We start from the raw sequence: 16,029 nt of genomic DNA on the forward strand, positions 1-16,029 counted from the left end.
CGCGCAACTGAGGAGACGTGGCCGTGCCCCGAATCAGCGACGACGCCCCGGCCACATCCATGCTCGACCGCATCGAGCTGGTGCTCGAGGCGCTGGACGACAACGGCTACCTGACGCTGAGCCAGACCACCCGGCTCACGGGTATTCCCAGCTCGTCGGCGCACCGCCTGCTCGAGAAGATGGTCGCGATGCGCTGGCTCAACCGGGTCGGGTCCCGATACGAACTGGGCGTGCGGCTGTTCGAACTGGGCTCGCGCGCCGTCCGCAACCACTGGTTCCACCGGCTCTCGCTGCCGATCATGCAGAAACTGCACCGCACCACCGGGGCGGTCGTCCACCTGGCGTTCCTCGACGGCAGCGACGGCGTCTACTGGGAGAAGCTGTCGGGGTCGTTCGGTGCCGACGTGCCGTCGCGGATCGGCGGACGCTACCCGGCGCACCGGTCGGCGGTCGGGAAAGCGCTGCTCACACAGCTGCCGCCGGAGGCGTTGGACGATCCGATGTTCGACCACGTCGAGACCGGGGTGGTCGGCGGCCGGAAGGCGCTTCGCGCCGAACTCGACCGCGCCGTGTCCGAAGGGGTGACCTTCGACCGGGGCACGCTGTCGTCGTCGCTCGGCTGCGTCGGTGCGCCGGTCGCCAAGGGCATCCCGAAGCCGGCGGCGATCTCGATCTGCGGGCCGGGCGAGCGGATCACGAAGGACCGCCGGATGATCGAGGCCGTCCAGCGTGCCGCGGCAGGCATCGAACGGGCCGCCCGTCAGGTCGACGAGGACTCACGGGCGACACCGTAGAAAACGATCACAGACGAAGGGCCGCCGTCCGGGTGCGGACGGCGGCCCTTCGGGTCCGTGCGATCAGCCGTGCCACCACGGGCGCAGCGGCACGTCCGCCTCGCCGTTGGGGCCGAGCTTGACGGCCAGCACCTGGTGCAGCTGAACGACGTTGCGCTCGAAGCCCAGTCGCGACCCCGCCATGTACAGGCCCCACACCTTCGCGGTGCCCTCGCCGACCTCGGCGACACACTTGTCCCAGTTCTCGACGAGGTTGCGGCACCAGCCCGCGAGGGTCAGCGCGTAGTGCTCGCGCAGGTTCTCCTCGTGGCGCACCTCGAGGCCCAGGTTCTGGATCTCGGTGATGATGCGACCCGAGCCGGTGAGCTCACCGTCCGGGAAGATGTACCGGTCGATGAAGTAGCCGGCCTTGGCGCCGCCGCGGTTGCCCGGGCGGGTGATGCAGTGATTGAGCAGCCGGCCGCCGTCGCGCAGCTTCTCCTTCATGAACCCGAAGTACGCCGGGTAGTTGTGGACACCGATGTGCTCGGTGAGGCCGATCGACGAGATTGCGTCGAACCCGGTCTCGGGGACGTCGCGGTAGTCGGAGAACCGGACCTCGGCGAGGCCGCCGAGTCCCTCGTCGGCGATGGCCTTCTGCGCCCACTCGGCCTGCTCACGCGAGAGGGTGGCGCCGATGACCTTGACGCCGCGGCGGGCCGCGTAGCGGACCATGCCGCCCCAGCCGCAGCCGATGTCGAGCAGGCGGTCGCCCTCCTTCAGCCCGAGCTTCTCGAAGACCAGGCGGTACTTGTTCTCCTGGGCGTCCTCGAGGCTCTGGTCCGCGGACTCGTACGCGGCGCACGTGTAGGTCATCGACGGGCCCAACACGTACTCGTAGAAGGTGTTCGAGACGTCGTAGTGGTGGTGGATGACCTCGGCGTCGCGGGTCTTCGAGTGCCGCAGGCCCTCCGCGAACCGCCGCCACCGCGGCAGGTGTTCCTGCGGGGGAGGCGCGATCGGACGCAGCTTGTCGAAGCCGATCGAGCGCGTGATGGCCGCGAGTTCCTTCGCCGACGGGCGGTGGAAGCTCAGGTCGGTCATCTTCTTCAGGATCTCGTACGGGTCACCGGGATGAACGCCGATGGCCTCGAGATCCCCCGAGACGTAGGCGCGTGCCATGCCCAGGTCGCCGGGGGCGGTGGCCAGGTAGGTGGTGCCGCGTGTCGAGTTCAGGTGAAGACCGTACGGCGCATCCTCCGGGCCGGTGGCGCTGCCGTCGTAGGCGGTGAAGCGCAACGGGATCTGGCCGTCGGCGACGGTTTCCAGGATCTGTGCGAGGTTGAGCTTCTTCGCCGGGTCGGACTTCGTGCCGAGAGTCGTCACTTTCGTTGCACCGCCTTCGAGTAGAGGTCGAGTAGACGTGAATCGGGGTCGTATCGCTTCTTGATCTGTTCGTAGTGGTCGCCGCCGTACAGGTGCGCGAACTCGTCCTGCTCGTAGAACGATTCGGAGTACAGCGACTTGTGGCCGTCGAGCTCGCTGACCTTCTTCTCGATCAGGCGGTTGGCCGCACCGACGGGCTCGCCCGGCACGATCGGCACCGACGACCAGAAGCCGACGTTGACGTAGGTGCGTCGCGGCTCGAGCGGGTACAGGGGCCACGGCCGCTCGGCGGTGGCACCGTCGGTGCCGGTGACCGGGTGCGCCGGCTCGCGCAGGCGCAGCGGGCACAGCCACAGCGGCTCGATCGGGATCTCGTCGAGGAACCAGTCGAGGAACCGTGCGGTGTTCTCGATCGGCACCTCGATGTCCTGCACGACGCGCTCGCGCGGCGGCAGTCCCTTGCGCGCCTCGAGCCGGTCGCCGATGTCGTACTTCTGGTCGAGCCCGATGAGCTTCCAGTAGAAGCTGCTGCGGCGGTAGCGCTTGGGCCAGAACCGGCGGATCTTGGGGTTCTGGGTGCCGAACGCGCGCGAGCACCAGAACCAGTCGGTGTCCCAGCGCCAGAGGTAGTCGTGGATGGTCAGCCGGTCGGTCTTGGGGTGGTTCACCGACTCGTGCTGGATGGACCGGTAGTAGATGTCCATATCCGTGTAGTCACTGACCGGACCCGGCTCGTCGGTCTGCACCCCCAGCGTCAGGTACGCCTCGTCCGGGGTGAAGACCGTGCCGTCGAGGTAGTCGACCGCGATGCCGTCCCACGTGCGCTCGGTGACGATGCGCGCCATCGCCTCCTCGAGCTGCTGCAGGTCGGTGAAGCGCACGTGCCGCAGCGCGACGTACTTCTTCACCGGCTCGAGCTCGATCCGGATGCGGGTCGAATAGCCCAAGGTGCCATAGGAATTGGGGAACGCTCGGAACAGGTCCGCGTACTCCCCGTCGGGGGTGGCGGTGACGATCTCGCCGCTGCCGGTCAGGATGTCGATCTCGAGGACCGACTCGTGCGGCAGCCCGTTGCGGAACGACGTCGACTCGATGCCCAGGCCGGTGACCGCACCGCCGAGGGTGATGGTCTTCAGCTGCGGCACCACCAACGGTGCGAGGCCGTACGGCAACGTCGCGGCCACCAGGTTCTCGTACGTGCACATGCCCTGGACGTCCGCGGTGCGGGCCTCCGGATCGACTGAAACCACCCCGCCGAGCCCCGAGACGTCGAGACCCGGTACTCCGGTCTTCGGACGGGCCCGGAACAGGTTGGATGTCTTCTTGGCCAGCCGCACGGTCGCGTCCGGCGGGATCGCCCGGTAGCTGGACAGCAGACGTTGGACCCCCGCACTGTGCGCGGCAAGCCCGATCTCGCGGATACCACTCTTGGAGTCGACCACCCCATGACGCTATCGCTAGTGCGAACCGTCGGCTATCGATATCCCGGTGAGTCGGCTTTCCGTAGCTATGCTAACGAACTGGGGTCGAGGTGTTCTGCACTCGCGTCATCGCGATCATCGCAGACGGACGGGCAGGATGGAGGAACAAACCCCGAGCAAGGAGATTCATCCCGTGGCACAGGTCAACGCCAGCAGTTCCATCACTCTCACTGCGACGCCGGAGCAGGCACTCGGCGCGCTCACGGACTACGAGACGATGCGCCCGCGGATCCTGCCGTCGCAGTACCGCGAGTACCAGGTGCTCGAGGGCGGGCAGGGCGACGGGACCGTCGTGCAGTGGACGCTGCAGGCCACCGAGAAGCGGTCGCGCAACGTCAAGGCGTCGGTGACGGTCGCCGGCAACACGATCACCGAGCGCGACGCCAATTCGTCGCTCGTCACGACCTGGACCGTCGAGCCGTCCGGTGCCGGGTCGACGGTCACCACGTCCACCGAGTGGAAGGGCGCGGGCGGCATCGGGGGATTCTTCGAGCGCACGTTCGCGCCGCTGGGTCTGCGCCGGATCCAGGAGGCCACGCTCGCGAATCTGCAGCGCGAGCTGGCCTAGCGGCGACGGACTACGCTGACGAACCGACCCGACGAAAGGACCAGTCCAGTGCAACCAGGTGGACAGCCCGACATGCAGCAACTGCTCGCGCAGGCGCAGCAGATGCAGCAGCAGTTGATGGCGGCGCAGGCCGAGATGGCCGAGGCCGAGGTGACCGGTCAGGCCGGAGGCGGACTGGTGACCGCGACGGTCAAGGGCACCGGCGAGGTCGTCGGCCTCACGATCGACCCCAAGGTCGTCGATCCCGAGGACATCGAGACGCTGCAGGACCTCGTGATCGGCGCGATCGCGGAGGCGTCGAACAAGGCCCAGGAGATGGCGGCGAGCAAGCTCGGCCCGCTCGCCGGCGGCCTGCCCGGACTCCCGTTCTAGAGGTCGGCAGTTGTACGAGGGTCCCGTCCAGGACTTGATCGACGAACTGGGCAAGCTGCCCGGTATCGGCCCCAAGAGCGCCCAGCGCATTGCCTTCCACCTGCTGTCGGTCGAGCCGCCCGAGATCGACCGGCTGCAGGCCGTCCTGCAGAAGGTGCGCGACGGCGTGCAGTTCTGCGTCGTGTGCGGCACGGTCTCCGAGGAGGAGAAGTGCCGGATCTGTGCCGACCCGCGCCGCGACCGCACCATGGTGTGCGTCGTCGAGGAGCCCAAGGACGTGCAGGCGATCGAACGCACCCGTGAGTTCAGGGGCCGCTACCACGTCCTCGGCGGCGCACTCGACCCGTTGAGCGGCATCGGACCGGACCAGTTGCGGATCCGGGAACTGCTGACGCGCATCGGTAACCAGGAGGACGGCGTCGACGTCAGTGAGGTGATCATCGCGACCGACCCCAACACCGAGGGTGAGGCCACCGCGACGTACCTGGTGCGGATGCTTCGGGACTTCCCGGGGCTGACGGTGTCGCGGCTGGCGTCGGGTCTGCCGATGGGCGGCGACCTCGAGTTCGCCGACGAACTGACGCTCGGCCGCGCGCTGTCGGGACGGCGCACTCTGTAACCGCGCTCGTCACCGCTCGTCCGGTGCGCCCCCGGCCTGCTGCGGCGGTGCCGGGGGCGCACTGCTGTCCGCCGTCACCGTCCGGCGCAGCGCGTGCACCAGGCTGGCCATGCCCGGCGCGTCGGCGGCGCCGGTGCGGACGATGCCGCTCACCGGGACCCGCAGGCGGTTGCGTCGCTCGCGCATCAGGCACAGCCCGGTCCGCGGCACCTCGGCGACCGTGCTGGCGTACAGAACCGTCCACGCGCGCGGATTGGTGATGACGTCGAGGATCGCCGCGTGGTCCCGGGCGATCGGCGGCCCCAGCTGGGCCCGCCGTCCCACTTCGACGAAGGCGTCCTCGACCACCGAATGGATGAGTACCTGGCTGTGCCGGGGCGGCAGCAGCAGCGGGTAGGGGGCGAGTTCGCTCAGTTCGACGGTGGAGAACGCCGACACCGGGTGCTGGTTGGACGTCGCGACGAGCAGATCCTCGACGCCGAGCTCCAGGGTTTCGAGCCCCGGCCGGTCGACCTCGCCGCGGATCAGCGCGATGTCGGCGTCGCCCGCCGAGACCGCCTCGATGCGGTCGGTGAAGTTCTTGATCACGAACTCGATGTCGAGGTCGGGGTGCCGCGCCCGCACGTGTGCGATGGCGGCCAGGCTCTGCGGCGCGAAACTCATGCTCGCGGTGATCCGGATGCGGTTGCGCGGTTCCTTGGCCGCGGCGAAGGCCTTGGCCTCGAGGCTGAGCACCTCCTGCGCGATGGGCTTCAGCCGCGTCCCGGCGGGAGTCAGCTTCACGACCCGGGTGGACCGCTCGAACAGTGACGTCCCCAGTTCCTGCTCGAGCTTGCTGACCTGGTGACTGATCGCGGACTGCGAGATGAAGCACCGCTGCGCGGCCTTGCTGAAGCTCAGCTCCTCACTGACGGCGAGGAAGTAACGCAGCTGCCGGAAGTCCACGAGTCCCCATACTACTTATGAGCGATCGCGATAACTGTTTTCCGAATATCCCTGATTGCTGGCGTACGGGTACTTAGCGCTCCTACGGTGTTACTCATACATCTCGACCAGGTCTCTCGTACATCTCGAGAAGGAGGCAACCGTGAGCGAAGCAGCAATCGACCGGACCGAAGTTGTGATCGTCGGATCCGGGTTCGGTGCCCTCGCCACGGCGAAGAAGCTGGCCAAGGCCGGCAAGCCGTTCGTCCTCATCTCGGAGACCACCGAGCACCTCTTCCAGCCCCTGCTGTATCAGGTGGCCACGGGCGTCCTGGCGGCCGGTGAGATCGCCCCGTCGGTACGCGCGATCCTCGCGAAGTACCCCCACGCGGACGTCCGCCTGGGCCGGGTCGTCGACGTGCACGCGGACGAGAAGGAACTGGTCTACGAGGCCGGCGGCGAGCGCCACACCCTCGGCTACGACTCGCTCGTGGCCGCCACCGGTGCTCGGCAGAGCTACTTCGGCCGCAACGAGTTCGCCAAGGTCACCTACGCGCTCAAGACCGTCGACGACGCCGAGCGGCTGCGTGCGCAGATCGTGCGCTGCTTCGAGGAGGCGCACACCACCACCGACCTCGAGCACCGCAAGAACCTGCTGAGCTTCATCGTCATCGGTGCCGGCGCGACCGGCGTCGAGCTGGCCGGGCAGATCAAGGAGCTCGCGGGCCGCTACTTCGAGCAGTCGATCCGCGGCGTCACCGCCGACGACGTCACCGTCACCCTCGTCGAGGGCGCGGGTGTCGCGATGCCGGCGTACGGCGGCAAGCTCAGCAAGTACACCCAGGAATCGCTCGAGAAGTCGGGCGTCGAGGTGGTGCTGAACACGCTGGTCACCGACATCGACGAGCACGGCGCCACGTTCAAGGCGCACGGCAGTGAGACCGGCGAGCGTCGCACCGCCGAGACCATCATCTGGTCGGCCGGTGTCCAGGCCAACGACTTCGCGGGTGTGCTCGCCGAGCGCACCGGCTGCGAGACCGACCGCGCCGGGCGTCTGCTCGTGAACCCCGACCTCACCGTCGGTGGCCGTGCCGACATCTTCGCGGTCGGCGACATGACGTCGCTGAACAACCTGCCCGGCCAGTCCCCGGTCGCGATGCAGGGTGGCCGCCACGTCGCCAAGACGATCCTCGGCAAGACCAAGCGCGGCACGCCGTTCAAGTTCCGCGACAAGGGTTCGATGGCGATCATCAACCGCTTCCGCGCCGTCACCAAGGTCAAGAGCATCGAACTGACCGGCTTCGTCGCGTGGGTGCTGTGGCTCGCCGTCCACATGGTGTACCTGGTGGGCTTCCGCAACCGCTACGTCGCGGTGATGTCCTGGTTCGGGTCCTTCCTCGGCCACCGCCGCCCGCACTTCCACTACGCGCAGGCGATCGGGCCGGTCGAGACACCGGAGGCCCAGGCTCCCGACGACACTCGCGCGAAGGTCGCCGCCTGACCGACACCGACGAACAACGGGCGGTTACTGCACCATCGGCCGAGAGCCGGGAGCAGTAACCGCCCGTTCGTCATACGTCGGCCCCCGCCGCGCGCAGTTTGTCGCGCACCCGCCGCACCAGTTCGGTGGGACGGTCGTACAACAGTTCGGCGCCCACCCGCACCACGGACCAGCCGAGCCGCTCGATCCGGGTCGCGCGTTCGAGGTCCCAGGGCCCGCTGGCGACGATCGGTCCAGTGGTGCGCACCGTCGTACTCGACCAGCGTTCGCCATCGCCGCCAGCCCGGATCGGACCGGGCGAACTCCCACCCCCCTTCGACGTGGACTATCTGCGTCTCCGGCCGGGGCAGCCCGGCATCGACGAGGGTCAACCGGGTGTGGGTCTCCGGCGGCGACTCGGCACCCGAGTCGACGAGCGTGAGGTGCTCGCGCACGCGTCGGCTGCCGGGGGTGCGTGCGTGATGCCGCGCGAGCTCGTCGATGTCCGCGATCGTGGCCGTCGTACTACGGCACAGGTCGTCGAGGGTGGCGATCGCGTCCCTGCGAGGAAGGCGGCGTCCCAGATCGAAGGCCGTCCGCGCGGGAGTTGCCACCCGCATTCCGCCGACGACGCAGACTTCGCCCGGAGTCAGCCGGCAGTCGTGGGCGAGCAACCCGGTCGGCGCTCGCCAGTGCCCGCTGCGAATCACCTCCGCGGGCGCCCCGGCATCCACCCACCGTGCCCCGTGCAGCGCCGCGGCCGACCATCCCGTCAGTACCGCATCGCGACCCGCGAACAGGCTGGCTGCGCGGGCCCGGACGTGGGGCGTGATCGGTGTCCCGCGCGGAACGTAGACGTCGCGGTACACACGGGTGAAGTCGTGGCGGAGTCGATGGACGGTGACGGACCCGTCGGCGACGGCCCGTGACCCCAGAAACGGTTGCATGGGTGCAGCATGAGTGGTGCTGCCCGACCGTGGAACCCGTCACGGGAGTCTGTGGACAACGGTGGTCGCCATCCACAGGCTGATCGGGCGGTTACTGCACCATCGGCCGAGAGCCGGGCGCAGTAACCGCCCGCTCGTTTCTAGACGAGGGCGCGCAGCGCGGCGTCGCGCAGTTCGTGCTTGCGGACCTTGCCGGTCGCCAGCCGCGGCAGGCGATCGCAGAACTCGATCGTCTTCGGCACCTTGTACTTCGCGAGGTGCTCGCGGACGTAACCACGGAGTGCTTCCGCCGTGGACTCGTCGGCCGGCACCCCGGGATCGAGTTCGACGACCGCGTGGACGTATTCACCCATCTCGGGGTCCGGCAGGCCGAACACCGCGACGTCGGCGACGTCCGGGTGCGCCGACAGGCACGACTCGATCTCGGCCGGGTAGATGTTGACGCCGCCGGAGATGATCATGAACGACTTGCGGTCGGTGAGGTACAGGTAGCCGTCCTCGTCGACGTAGCCGACGTCGCCCACCGTGGACAGGCGCGGGTTGCTCGGGTGCCGGGAATCGGCGGTCTTGTCGGCGTCGTTGTGGTACTCGAACGGCACGACATCGCGCTCGAAGTACACGGTCCCGATCTGTCCGGCGGCAACCGGCTGGCCGTCCTCGTCGCAGACGACCGGGGTGCCGAGGACCGGGCGGCCCACGGAGCCGGGGCGCTCGAGCCACTCGGTCGCGGTCAGGAAGGTCATGCCCATTCCTTCGGTGCCCGAGTACAACTCGCTGACGATGGGACCCAGCCAGTCGATCGTGGCGTGTTTGACGGCGGGCGGGCACGGCGCCGCGGAGTGCAGGAAGTCCTGCAGCGAGGAGACGTCGTACGAGGTGCGTTCGGCGTCGGGCAGTTTGAGCAGACGCACCATCATCGTCGGCACCACCTGGGTGTGCGTGATCGAGTACTTCTCGACGGTGGCGAGGAACTCGCGGGCGTCGAACCGCTCCATGAGGACCACGGTGGCGCCGACCGCCTGCGCGCCCGCGGACCACTGGAGTGCGGCGGAGTGGTACATCGGTGCGGGCACCAGGTAGCGCGACTCCTCGGTCATCCCGAGCAGCGACTGCGCGAAGTACCCGACGCTCATTCCCCGCGGGTCGTCGATCGTGATGCCGGTCAGCGGCCGACGAATACCCTTGGGTCGTCCCGTCGTTCCCGACGAGTAGAGCATCATGTCGCCGCGCGGTTGTTCGGTGAGCGGCACCGGCTCGAACCGGGCCATCGAGTCCTCGTACGAGGTGAAGCCGTCGACGACGCCGTCCATCATGAACAGGTGCGGACGGTCCGCGAGTTCGTCGACGATCGCGGTCGCCAGGTCGGCGAGCCGGTACGTGGTGACGATCAGCTGTGCCTGGCAGTCGGTGACGATGTACGCGGCCTCGTCTGCGGTGAGATGCCAGTTGACGGCCGTGATGTACAGGCCCGACCGCACCGCGGCCCAGTAGACCTCGAGGTACCGCGGATGGTTCTCGGCGAGGATCGCCACGTGGTCCCCGGGACGCAGGCCGAGTGCGTGCCATTGTTGCGCCAACTGGTTGGAGCGGTCCTCGAGTTCGCGGTAGGTCACGACCTCATCGGTGGGGGCGAAGACGACCGCCGGTCGCTCGGGCGCGGTTGCCGCGTGGATGCCCGGGTACATCTCGAGAAGCCTCCTGGGTGTCTGAGGTTGCGCAGGGTGCACGTCGACACGCGACGCGTGTCCGGTGTCACAGCGTGGACGCGTGGGCGCAAAAGTGGAACGAGAATCTCGTTCAGCGGGACCTGCGCGGTCGCGCCGCGACGTACCACGCGGCCGCGACGACCATGGCGCAGCCGGCGAGTTGCAGCGTGGTGGGGCGCTCGTGCAGCAGAACCATCGCGGCCGCGATCGCGAGGACGGGTTGCAGGAGGAGCAGTGTGGCCCCGACCTCGGGCGCCAGGCGGGGGAGCGATCGACCGAGCAGCACCCACCCGACGAGCTGGGCGGAGACGGCGAGGAGCGCCAGCCACCCGAACGACACCCACCCGGGTGTGAGGTCCACCGTGCCCCACGCGGATCCGACGACGGCCCCGGCGATTCCGGCCGCGGCGGTCGAGACGAGCACCTGGCCCCCCGCGGTCTCCGCCGATCCGCGGCCGCCCACCACGAAGATGTACCCCGCGTACGCGACCCCCGACAGCAGCGCCAGCGCCGTGCCCCACACCAGGTCCGATCCGGTGGAGAATCCGTCGGCGATTCCGGCGGTGAGCGCGATCCCGGCGAACAACACCGGCACCGCGACGACGAACCGTGTCGGAACCCGGGTCCCCAGCACCAGGAACGACAGGAGGGGGACGACGACGACCTGGACGTTGACGAGCACCGTGGAGATGCCGGCGCCGATGAGCAGGATGGCCTGCGACCACAGCGCGAAGTCGACCCCGAGCATCGCGCCCGCGACGGTGTACCGCAGCGCGTCCCGTGAAGTGACACGGTGTCCGCGCCGGTGCTCACGCCACGCGAGCACCGCCAGAAGGGGGAGCGGCAGCAGGCAGCGGTAGAACACGGCCGTGGCGGGGGAAGCGTCGGCCAGTCGGATGAACACCGCGGTCAGGGAGATGGAGGCCGCGCCCGCCACGGCCAGCACGCGCGGGTCGGCGGCGCGACCGGCGGGGGCGGTGACGACCGGTCGCGCGTCCAGGATTTCGGTCGTTTGCACGCGCTCGATTCTGGGTTCTACCTGCACAAACGACAAGTAAGATATGTTTCTTGGTATCCGGTAGTGTTCGTGACGTGTTGAACCTCGAGCGACTCCGTGCGCTGTGCGCCGTGGCCGAGACCGGATCGGTCGCCGCCGCAGCCCGCGTGCTGCACGTGACCCCGTCCGGGGTCTCGCAGCAGCTCGCGAAACTCGAGCGGGAGATGGGTACCGCGCTGCTCGAACAGGTGGGGCGCGGCGTGCGGGTCACGCCGGCCGGTGAGCTGCTGGCCCGGCGAGGCGGGGAGCTACTGGCCCGCGCGGCCGCCGTCGAGGCGGAGATCGGGTCGATGCGGGACGAGATCGTCGGGCCGATCCGGTTCGGCGCCTTCGTGGCGGCCTCCCGGGTGGTGCTGCCGTCGGTGGTCACGGCACTGACCGGCCGCTATCCCGTGCAGGTGTCGGTGGCGGAGGCGGAGACCGAGGTGACGCTGGAATCGCTGGCGCGCAGACGGGTCGACATCGGCGTGATCGACAGCTGGGAATCGGCGCCGGCACACATCCCGGTCGGAATGGACTCGCGGCTGGTCCATCGGGACTCGGCGGCGGTCGCGCTGCCCGCGGGCCACCCTCTCTCCGGCCGCGGAGCGGTCCCGCTGCGCGAGCTCGCGGACACTGCCTGGGTGGCGTGGGGCGCCGGGACGGCCTTCCGCGAGTGGCTCGTGAAGACCCTGCGCGGGCAGGGCTTCGAGCCCCGTGTCGATTTCGAGGCGTCGGATGTCTCCACGCACCTGGCGTTCGTCGCGGCCGGTCTGGCCGCCGCCCTGGTGCCGCACCTGGCGGTCGACGACGTGCCGGACGGCGTGATCCTGCTTCCGACCGATCCGCCGCTGCAGCGCGACATCCACGTGGTGTGGCGCCCCGACAACGCCGGCCCGGCGGTACGGGCCGGCATCGTCGCCGTGCAGGAAGCGTTCGACCGCAGGCCTGCTCAGGTACCCGAGGGCGTCTGAACGCGCTCGGTGCCGAGATCGCGCGGACGGTAGCCGACGGGGTATCCGGGATAGGTGCGGTTGCCCGGGTCGGCCGCACCGGCGGACGTACGCCGTTTGGGGAGCGCACGCACCACCGCCGACCGCGCCCGCAGACCCGCCTCGGCGGCGGCGCGCACCCGCGGTGACCCCTCGGGAAAGCCGAAGGCGGCGGACATCCGGGCGTCGACGAGCGCGTACACGGCCGCCGCGACGGGCCGTTCCAGGACGCTCGGGTACCACGACTGGAACAGCCGCAGGGTGTAGGTGCCGATCCGGTGGTTGTCGTCGCTGTAGACGAACCGGTCGCGTTCGTAGTCCATCTTGAAGCGGGCGAAGTCCTGATAGGACTCGGGAATGTCCTTGATACCCATGCGAATTCCGACCTGACGGTAGAAGTGGAACGACGCGAGGCGCTCGTGCGGATGGAGCCTGCGCCACCCGTACCGGTCGATCCAGTCGATCGGGTCGTACGCGAACGTCGACAGCACGTAGAGCATGTCGTCGTTGGCGATCGGATACCGCCCGTGCATGCGGTTGACGTTCCGGAGCGACTCGCGGCCTCGCTCCGAGTCGTAGCCGTGCTCGACCAGTTCGGTCATCAACAGCGAGGTGTCGTCGTACCGCTTCTGCGGCCGACGTTCGAATTCACCCGTGCGAGCGAGGAGTTCGGAGATCGAGGGTACGCAGTAGGTGCGGAAGAGGGCGAACTCGAGCGAACGCTGGTAGTCCCACGGGAACTCGTAGCCCGCGGTGATCCGCAGGATGTCCTGGTGTCGGGCCTCGGGGTCGAGGCCCTCGATCGTCTTCACCCATCCCATCCGGCCCCGGTGCGGCCGCGGTTCGCGGTCGGGTGCGGGGAACGTGCCCGCCCGTCGCGTGGCCGGGCGTGAGTTCGTCAGCGTCATCGGGTCACCGCCCGTGCCGGGTCTTCAGCATCCACGCCGATACCCTCATGTCCCGCACGGACCGCTCCAGCGTCATCAGTTTCAGAGGCGCCGAGAACCTTTCGACCGTGACGGCCTTGGGGCGACTGAACTCGCGCAAGCCGTCGGCGCCGTGGATCCGGCCGAAGCCCGATTCTCCGCTGCCGCCGAACGGCAACGACGGGACGCCCGCGAAGCCGAGCACCGAGTTGACAGAGACCATGCCGGCGCGCAGGCGCTGCGCGATGTCCCGGCCGCGCGAGCGGTTGCGCGTGAACACCGAGGCGCCCAGACCGTACGACGTCGCGTTGGCGCGTTCGATCCCCTCCTCGAGGTCGCGGACCCGGTTCACGACCACCGTCGGACCGAACGTCTCCTCGCACACCGCGGAGGACGATTCCGGTACGTCGGTGAGGATGACCGGATCGACGAACCGCTCGTGCACCGAGTCGATGCCGCCGATCACCGCGCGAGCGCCCTTGTCGAGGGCGTCGGCGATGTGGTTGCGGACGACGTCGGCCTGCCGGGGGAGGGTCATCGGGCCGTACGTGTCGGCGTCGGTGCCGCCCGGGCGGACGCGATCGACCGCGGAGGTGAGCTTGTCGAGGAACTGCTGGTACACCGGTTCGGCCACGTAGATCCGTTCGACGCCCGCGCACGTCTGACCGGCGTTGCCGAACGCGCCGAACGCCGCGAACTCGACGGCCTTGTCCAGGTCGGCGTCCTCGGCCACCAGCATCGCGTCCTTGCCGCCGCACTCGGCCACGAGCGGGGTGAGCGTCTCGGCGCACACCGCCATGACCTTGCGGGCCGTGGGCCCGGACCCCGTGAACGCGATCTTGTCGACGCCGGCCCGGCACAGCGCCGCGCCCGTCGCGCCCAGCCCGGTGATCACCTGCAGGACCGGTTGGGTGGGGGCCAGCGCATTCCACCTGGCCTCGAGCCACTTCCCGACACCCGGCGTCAGCTCGCTGGGCTTGAACACGATCGCGTTGCCGGCCGCGAGCGCGTACGAGATCGACCCCATCGGCGTGTACACCGGGTAGTTCCACGGGCCGATGACGCCGACGACGCCGAGCGGGTGGTAGCCGAGGGTGGCCGACTGGTTGGCACTGACCAGTCCCGGCGACACCCGGCGCGCTCTGAGGACCTTCTTCGCGTTGCGGGCCGCCCAGTCGAGGTGCTCGACGGCGAGCATCACCTCGAGCAGGGCGTCGTCGTGCGGCTTGCCGGTCTCGGCGGAGACGACGCGGGCGAGGTCCTCGGCATCCGCGGCGATCGCCTTCTTGAATTCCAGCAGCCAGTCGCGGCGACCGCGGAATCCCTGCGCGTCCCACCACCGAGCGGCGCCGCGTGCGCGTTCCACAGCGCCGGCGACGTCGGCTTCGTCGGCCACCGGGTACTCGGCCAGTACCTGCCCGGTCCGTGGGTTGAGGCTCGTGAACGTCTCCGGGGCTCGGTCCGGGGCCAGGCCGGGGGTGGCGTCGCGCAGTTCTCGGGTCATGTCGAACTTCCTCCGCTCCAGGGATCGCATCACATATATGTGATGTGATTTACTGTGGTGACGCTCACACTATTAGGCCCGGCCGACGCGGACAACCCCCGCGCGCGGTGTCCGCATGTTGTCCCGGAACGCGATCATTCGATTCTTCCCAGGCAGGAGCCCCTTCATGACGATCGACTTCACCCCCGAGCAGCAGGATTTCGCGCAGGCGGTGGCCGCGTTCTGTCGGCGTGAGTGCGGTACCCGGGAGCAGCGGGACGCGCTGACCGGGCGGAGCGAGCACAACCACAGTCAGGCGCTGTATTCGAAGATGGCCGACCTGGGGTGGCTCGGCGTGACCGTTCCCGAGGAGTACGGCGGGTCGGCCGGGACCATGGTCGACATGTGCATCCTGCTCGAGCAGGCGGCGCGCGGCATGGCGCCGATCGGGGGCATCGGACCCACGCTCATCACCGGTGCCGCCTACGCCAAGTTCGGCACCGAGGCGCAGAAGCGCGTGGTCCTCGGCGGCATCGTCCGTGGCGCGTCGGAGTCGATCTCGATGTCCGAGCCCGAGGCGGGATCGGACGTGGGCAATCTCAGCTGCCGGGCCGAGAAGGTGTCCGACGGCTGGTTGATCAACGGGCAGAAGACGTGGTGCTCCAACGCGCACATCGCCGAGAACATCCTGCTGGTGGCGCGGACCGACCGCACCGGTTCCAAGCACGAGGGCCTGACGATGTTCCACCTGCCGGCGGACACACCCGGATTGAAGATCAGCGGCATCGAGACGATGGGCGGCAAGGAGGTCAACGACCTCTACCTCACCGACGTCCACCTGCCGGAGGATGCGGTGGTCGGCGAGGTCGGCAACGGGTGGGCGCAGCTCATGACGGGCCTCAACATCGAGCGGCTCATTCTCGGTGCCATGATGCTCGGCACGGCGCAGCGCGCGTTCGACGACACACTCCGATTCGTCACGCAGCGAAAGCAGTTCGGTCGACCGGTGGGTACGTTCCAGGCGTTGCGGCACCGGATCGCCGATCTCGCGACCGAGATCGAGTGCACCCGACTGCTCGTCTACGACACCGCCCGCACGATCGACGCGAACCCCGAGAAGCTGTTCCCGCGCGAGGCCTCCATGGTCAAGCTCAAGGCCACCGAGACCGCCAAGAAGGTCGCGCTCGAGGGCATGCAAATGATGGGCGGCTATGGATACGCCACCGAGTTCGACATGGAAGGCCACGTCCGCAGGACGCTGGTGTCGTCGATCTACGGCGGCACCAACGAGATTCAGCGCGACATCATCGGCAAGACGTTCGGGCTGTAGGGGATC

The 16,029-nt window shown here is 68.9% G+C and carries 15 protein-coding genes; 7 read left to right on the forward strand and 8 right to left on the reverse strand.

All coding sequences use genetic code 11. From position 1 onward, the window contains the following. Positions 1-23 precede the first annotated feature (23 nt). The gene (locus tag E7742_RS20380) at positions 24-794 is read left to right on the forward strand and encodes an IclR family transcriptional regulator (RefSeq protein ID WP_254699084.1); all 771 of its coding nucleotides are present in this window, start codon (positions 24-26) and stop codon (positions 792-794) included. 63 nt (positions 795-857) lie between these two features. On the opposite strand, the gene E7742_RS20385 is transcribed toward E7742_RS20380, so the two are convergent. Together E7742_RS20385 and E7742_RS20390 are read right to left on the reverse strand one after the other, a co-directional pair. Then, positions 858-2,159, reverse strand: coding sequence for a class I SAM-dependent methyltransferase (locus E7742_RS20385; RefSeq protein ID WP_137800604.1), 1,302 nt, complete (start codon positions 2,157-2,159; stop codon positions 858-860). Then, positions 2,156-3,601 carry an FAD-binding oxidoreductase gene (locus E7742_RS20390; RefSeq protein WP_137800605.1) on the reverse strand — a complete coding sequence of 482 codons (1,446 nt, stop codon included), beginning with the start codon at positions 3,599-3,601 and terminating at the stop codon, positions 2,156-2,158. The genes E7742_RS20385 and E7742_RS20390 overlap by 4 nt, the downstream gene beginning before the upstream one ends. Positions 3,602-3,773: 172 nt before the next feature. Between E7742_RS20390 and E7742_RS20395 the strand changes: the two genes are divergently transcribed. From E7742_RS20395 to recR, 3 genes are read left to right on the forward strand one after another with little or no spacing between them, the layout of a single operon-like run. Further along, the gene (locus E7742_RS20395; protein WP_137800606.1) at positions 3,774-4,208 is read left to right on the forward strand and encodes an SRPBCC family protein; all 435 of its coding nucleotides are present in this window, start codon (positions 3,774-3,776) and stop codon (positions 4,206-4,208) included. Between the two features lie 48 nt (positions 4,209-4,256). After that, complete coding sequence (locus E7742_RS20400) at positions 4,257-4,580, forward strand: YbaB/EbfC family nucleoid-associated protein (protein ID WP_137800607.1); 324 nt, start codon at positions 4,257-4,259, stop codon at positions 4,578-4,580. A gap of 10 nt (positions 4,581-4,590) precedes the next feature. Further along, positions 4,591-5,199 (forward strand): recombination mediator RecR, encoded by a 609-nt coding sequence (gene recR, locus E7742_RS20405; protein ID WP_137800608.1) that lies wholly within the window; start codon positions 4,591-4,593, stop codon positions 5,197-5,199. Between the two features lie 9 nt (positions 5,200-5,208). Here the strand turns inward: recR and E7742_RS20410 are convergent, their stop codons facing one another. After that, positions 5,209-6,144, reverse strand: coding sequence for a LysR family transcriptional regulator (locus E7742_RS20410; protein WP_137800609.1), 936 nt, complete (start codon positions 6,142-6,144; stop codon positions 5,209-5,211). Positions 6,145-6,301: 157 nt separating this feature from the next. Here E7742_RS20410 and E7742_RS20415 point away from each other — a divergent pair, with 157 nt between their 5' ends. Then, positions 6,302-7,624 (forward strand): NAD(P)/FAD-dependent oxidoreductase, encoded by a 1,323-nt coding sequence (locus E7742_RS20415; protein ID WP_254699356.1) that lies wholly within the window; start codon positions 6,302-6,304, stop codon positions 7,622-7,624. Between the two features lie 70 nt (positions 7,625-7,694). Here the strand turns inward: E7742_RS20415 and E7742_RS23805 are convergent, their stop codons facing one another. The 3 genes from E7742_RS23805 to E7742_RS20430 all read right to left on the reverse strand — a co-directional run bounded on the left by E7742_RS23805 (position 7,695) and on the right by E7742_RS20430 (position 11,274). Next, a complete protein-coding gene (locus E7742_RS23805; RefSeq protein WP_368076928.1) occupies positions 7,695-7,871 on the reverse strand; it encodes a hypothetical protein in 177 nt (58 codons plus the stop codon). 819 nt (positions 7,872-8,690) lie between these two features. Further along, entirely contained in the window at positions 8,691-10,235 is a 1,545-nt protein-coding gene (locus E7742_RS20425) for an acyl-CoA synthetase (RefSeq protein ID WP_137800610.1), read from the reverse strand. 112 nt (positions 10,236-10,347) lie between these two features. Then, on the reverse strand, positions 10,348-11,274 hold the full coding sequence (locus E7742_RS20430) for a DMT family transporter (protein WP_254699085.1): 927 nt from the start codon (positions 11,272-11,274) through the stop codon (positions 10,348-10,350). Between the two features lie 74 nt (positions 11,275-11,348). Here E7742_RS20430 and E7742_RS20435 point away from each other — a divergent pair, with 74 nt between their 5' ends. Beyond that, positions 11,349-12,266, forward strand: a complete 918-nt coding sequence (locus E7742_RS20435; protein WP_137800612.1) for a LysR family transcriptional regulator — start codon at positions 11,349-11,351, stop codon at positions 12,264-12,266. On the opposite strand, the gene E7742_RS20440 is transcribed toward E7742_RS20435, so the two are convergent. Next, a complete protein-coding gene (locus E7742_RS20440; protein ID WP_137800613.1) occupies positions 12,245-13,192 on the reverse strand; it encodes an oxygenase MpaB family protein in 948 nt (315 codons plus the stop codon). The two genes, E7742_RS20435 and E7742_RS20440, sit on opposite strands and share 22 nt — an antisense overlap. Before the next feature lie 4 nt (positions 13,193-13,196). Next, complete coding sequence (locus tag E7742_RS20445) at positions 13,197-14,714, reverse strand: aldehyde dehydrogenase family protein (protein ID WP_137800614.1); 1,518 nt, start codon at positions 14,712-14,714, stop codon at positions 13,197-13,199. Positions 14,715-14,880: 166 nt separating this feature from the next. On the opposite strand from E7742_RS20445, the gene E7742_RS20450 reads away from it, so the two are divergent. Next, positions 14,881-16,023: an acyl-CoA dehydrogenase family protein gene (locus E7742_RS20450; protein ID WP_137800615.1), complete on the forward strand. Its 1,143-nt coding sequence runs from the start codon at positions 14,881-14,883 to the stop codon at positions 16,021-16,023. The last annotated feature ends 6 nt before the right edge of the window (positions 16,024-16,029 follow it).

The organism is Rhodococcus sp. SGAir0479 (assembly GCF_005484805.1).
Classification (GTDB): domain Bacteria; phylum Actinomycetota; class Actinomycetes; order Mycobacteriales; family Mycobacteriaceae; genus Prescottella.

Bases quoted from the DNA above. Each gene is read 5' to 3' on its own strand.
- E7742_RS20425 (WP_137800610.1), bottom strand. From the start codon at position 10,235: ATGTACCCGGGCATCCACGCGGCAACCGCGCCCGAGCGACCGGCGGTC.
- E7742_RS20440 (WP_137800613.1), bottom strand. From the start codon at position 13,192: ATGACGCTGACGAACTCACGCCCGGCCACGCGACGGGCGGGCACGTTC.
- E7742_RS20445 (WP_137800614.1), bottom strand. From the start codon at position 14,714: ATGACCCGAGAACTGCGCGACGCCACCCCCGGCCTGGCCCCGGACCGA.
- E7742_RS20450 (WP_137800615.1), top strand. From the start codon at position 14,881: ATGACGATCGACTTCACCCCCGAGCAGCAGGATTTCGCGCAGGCGGTG.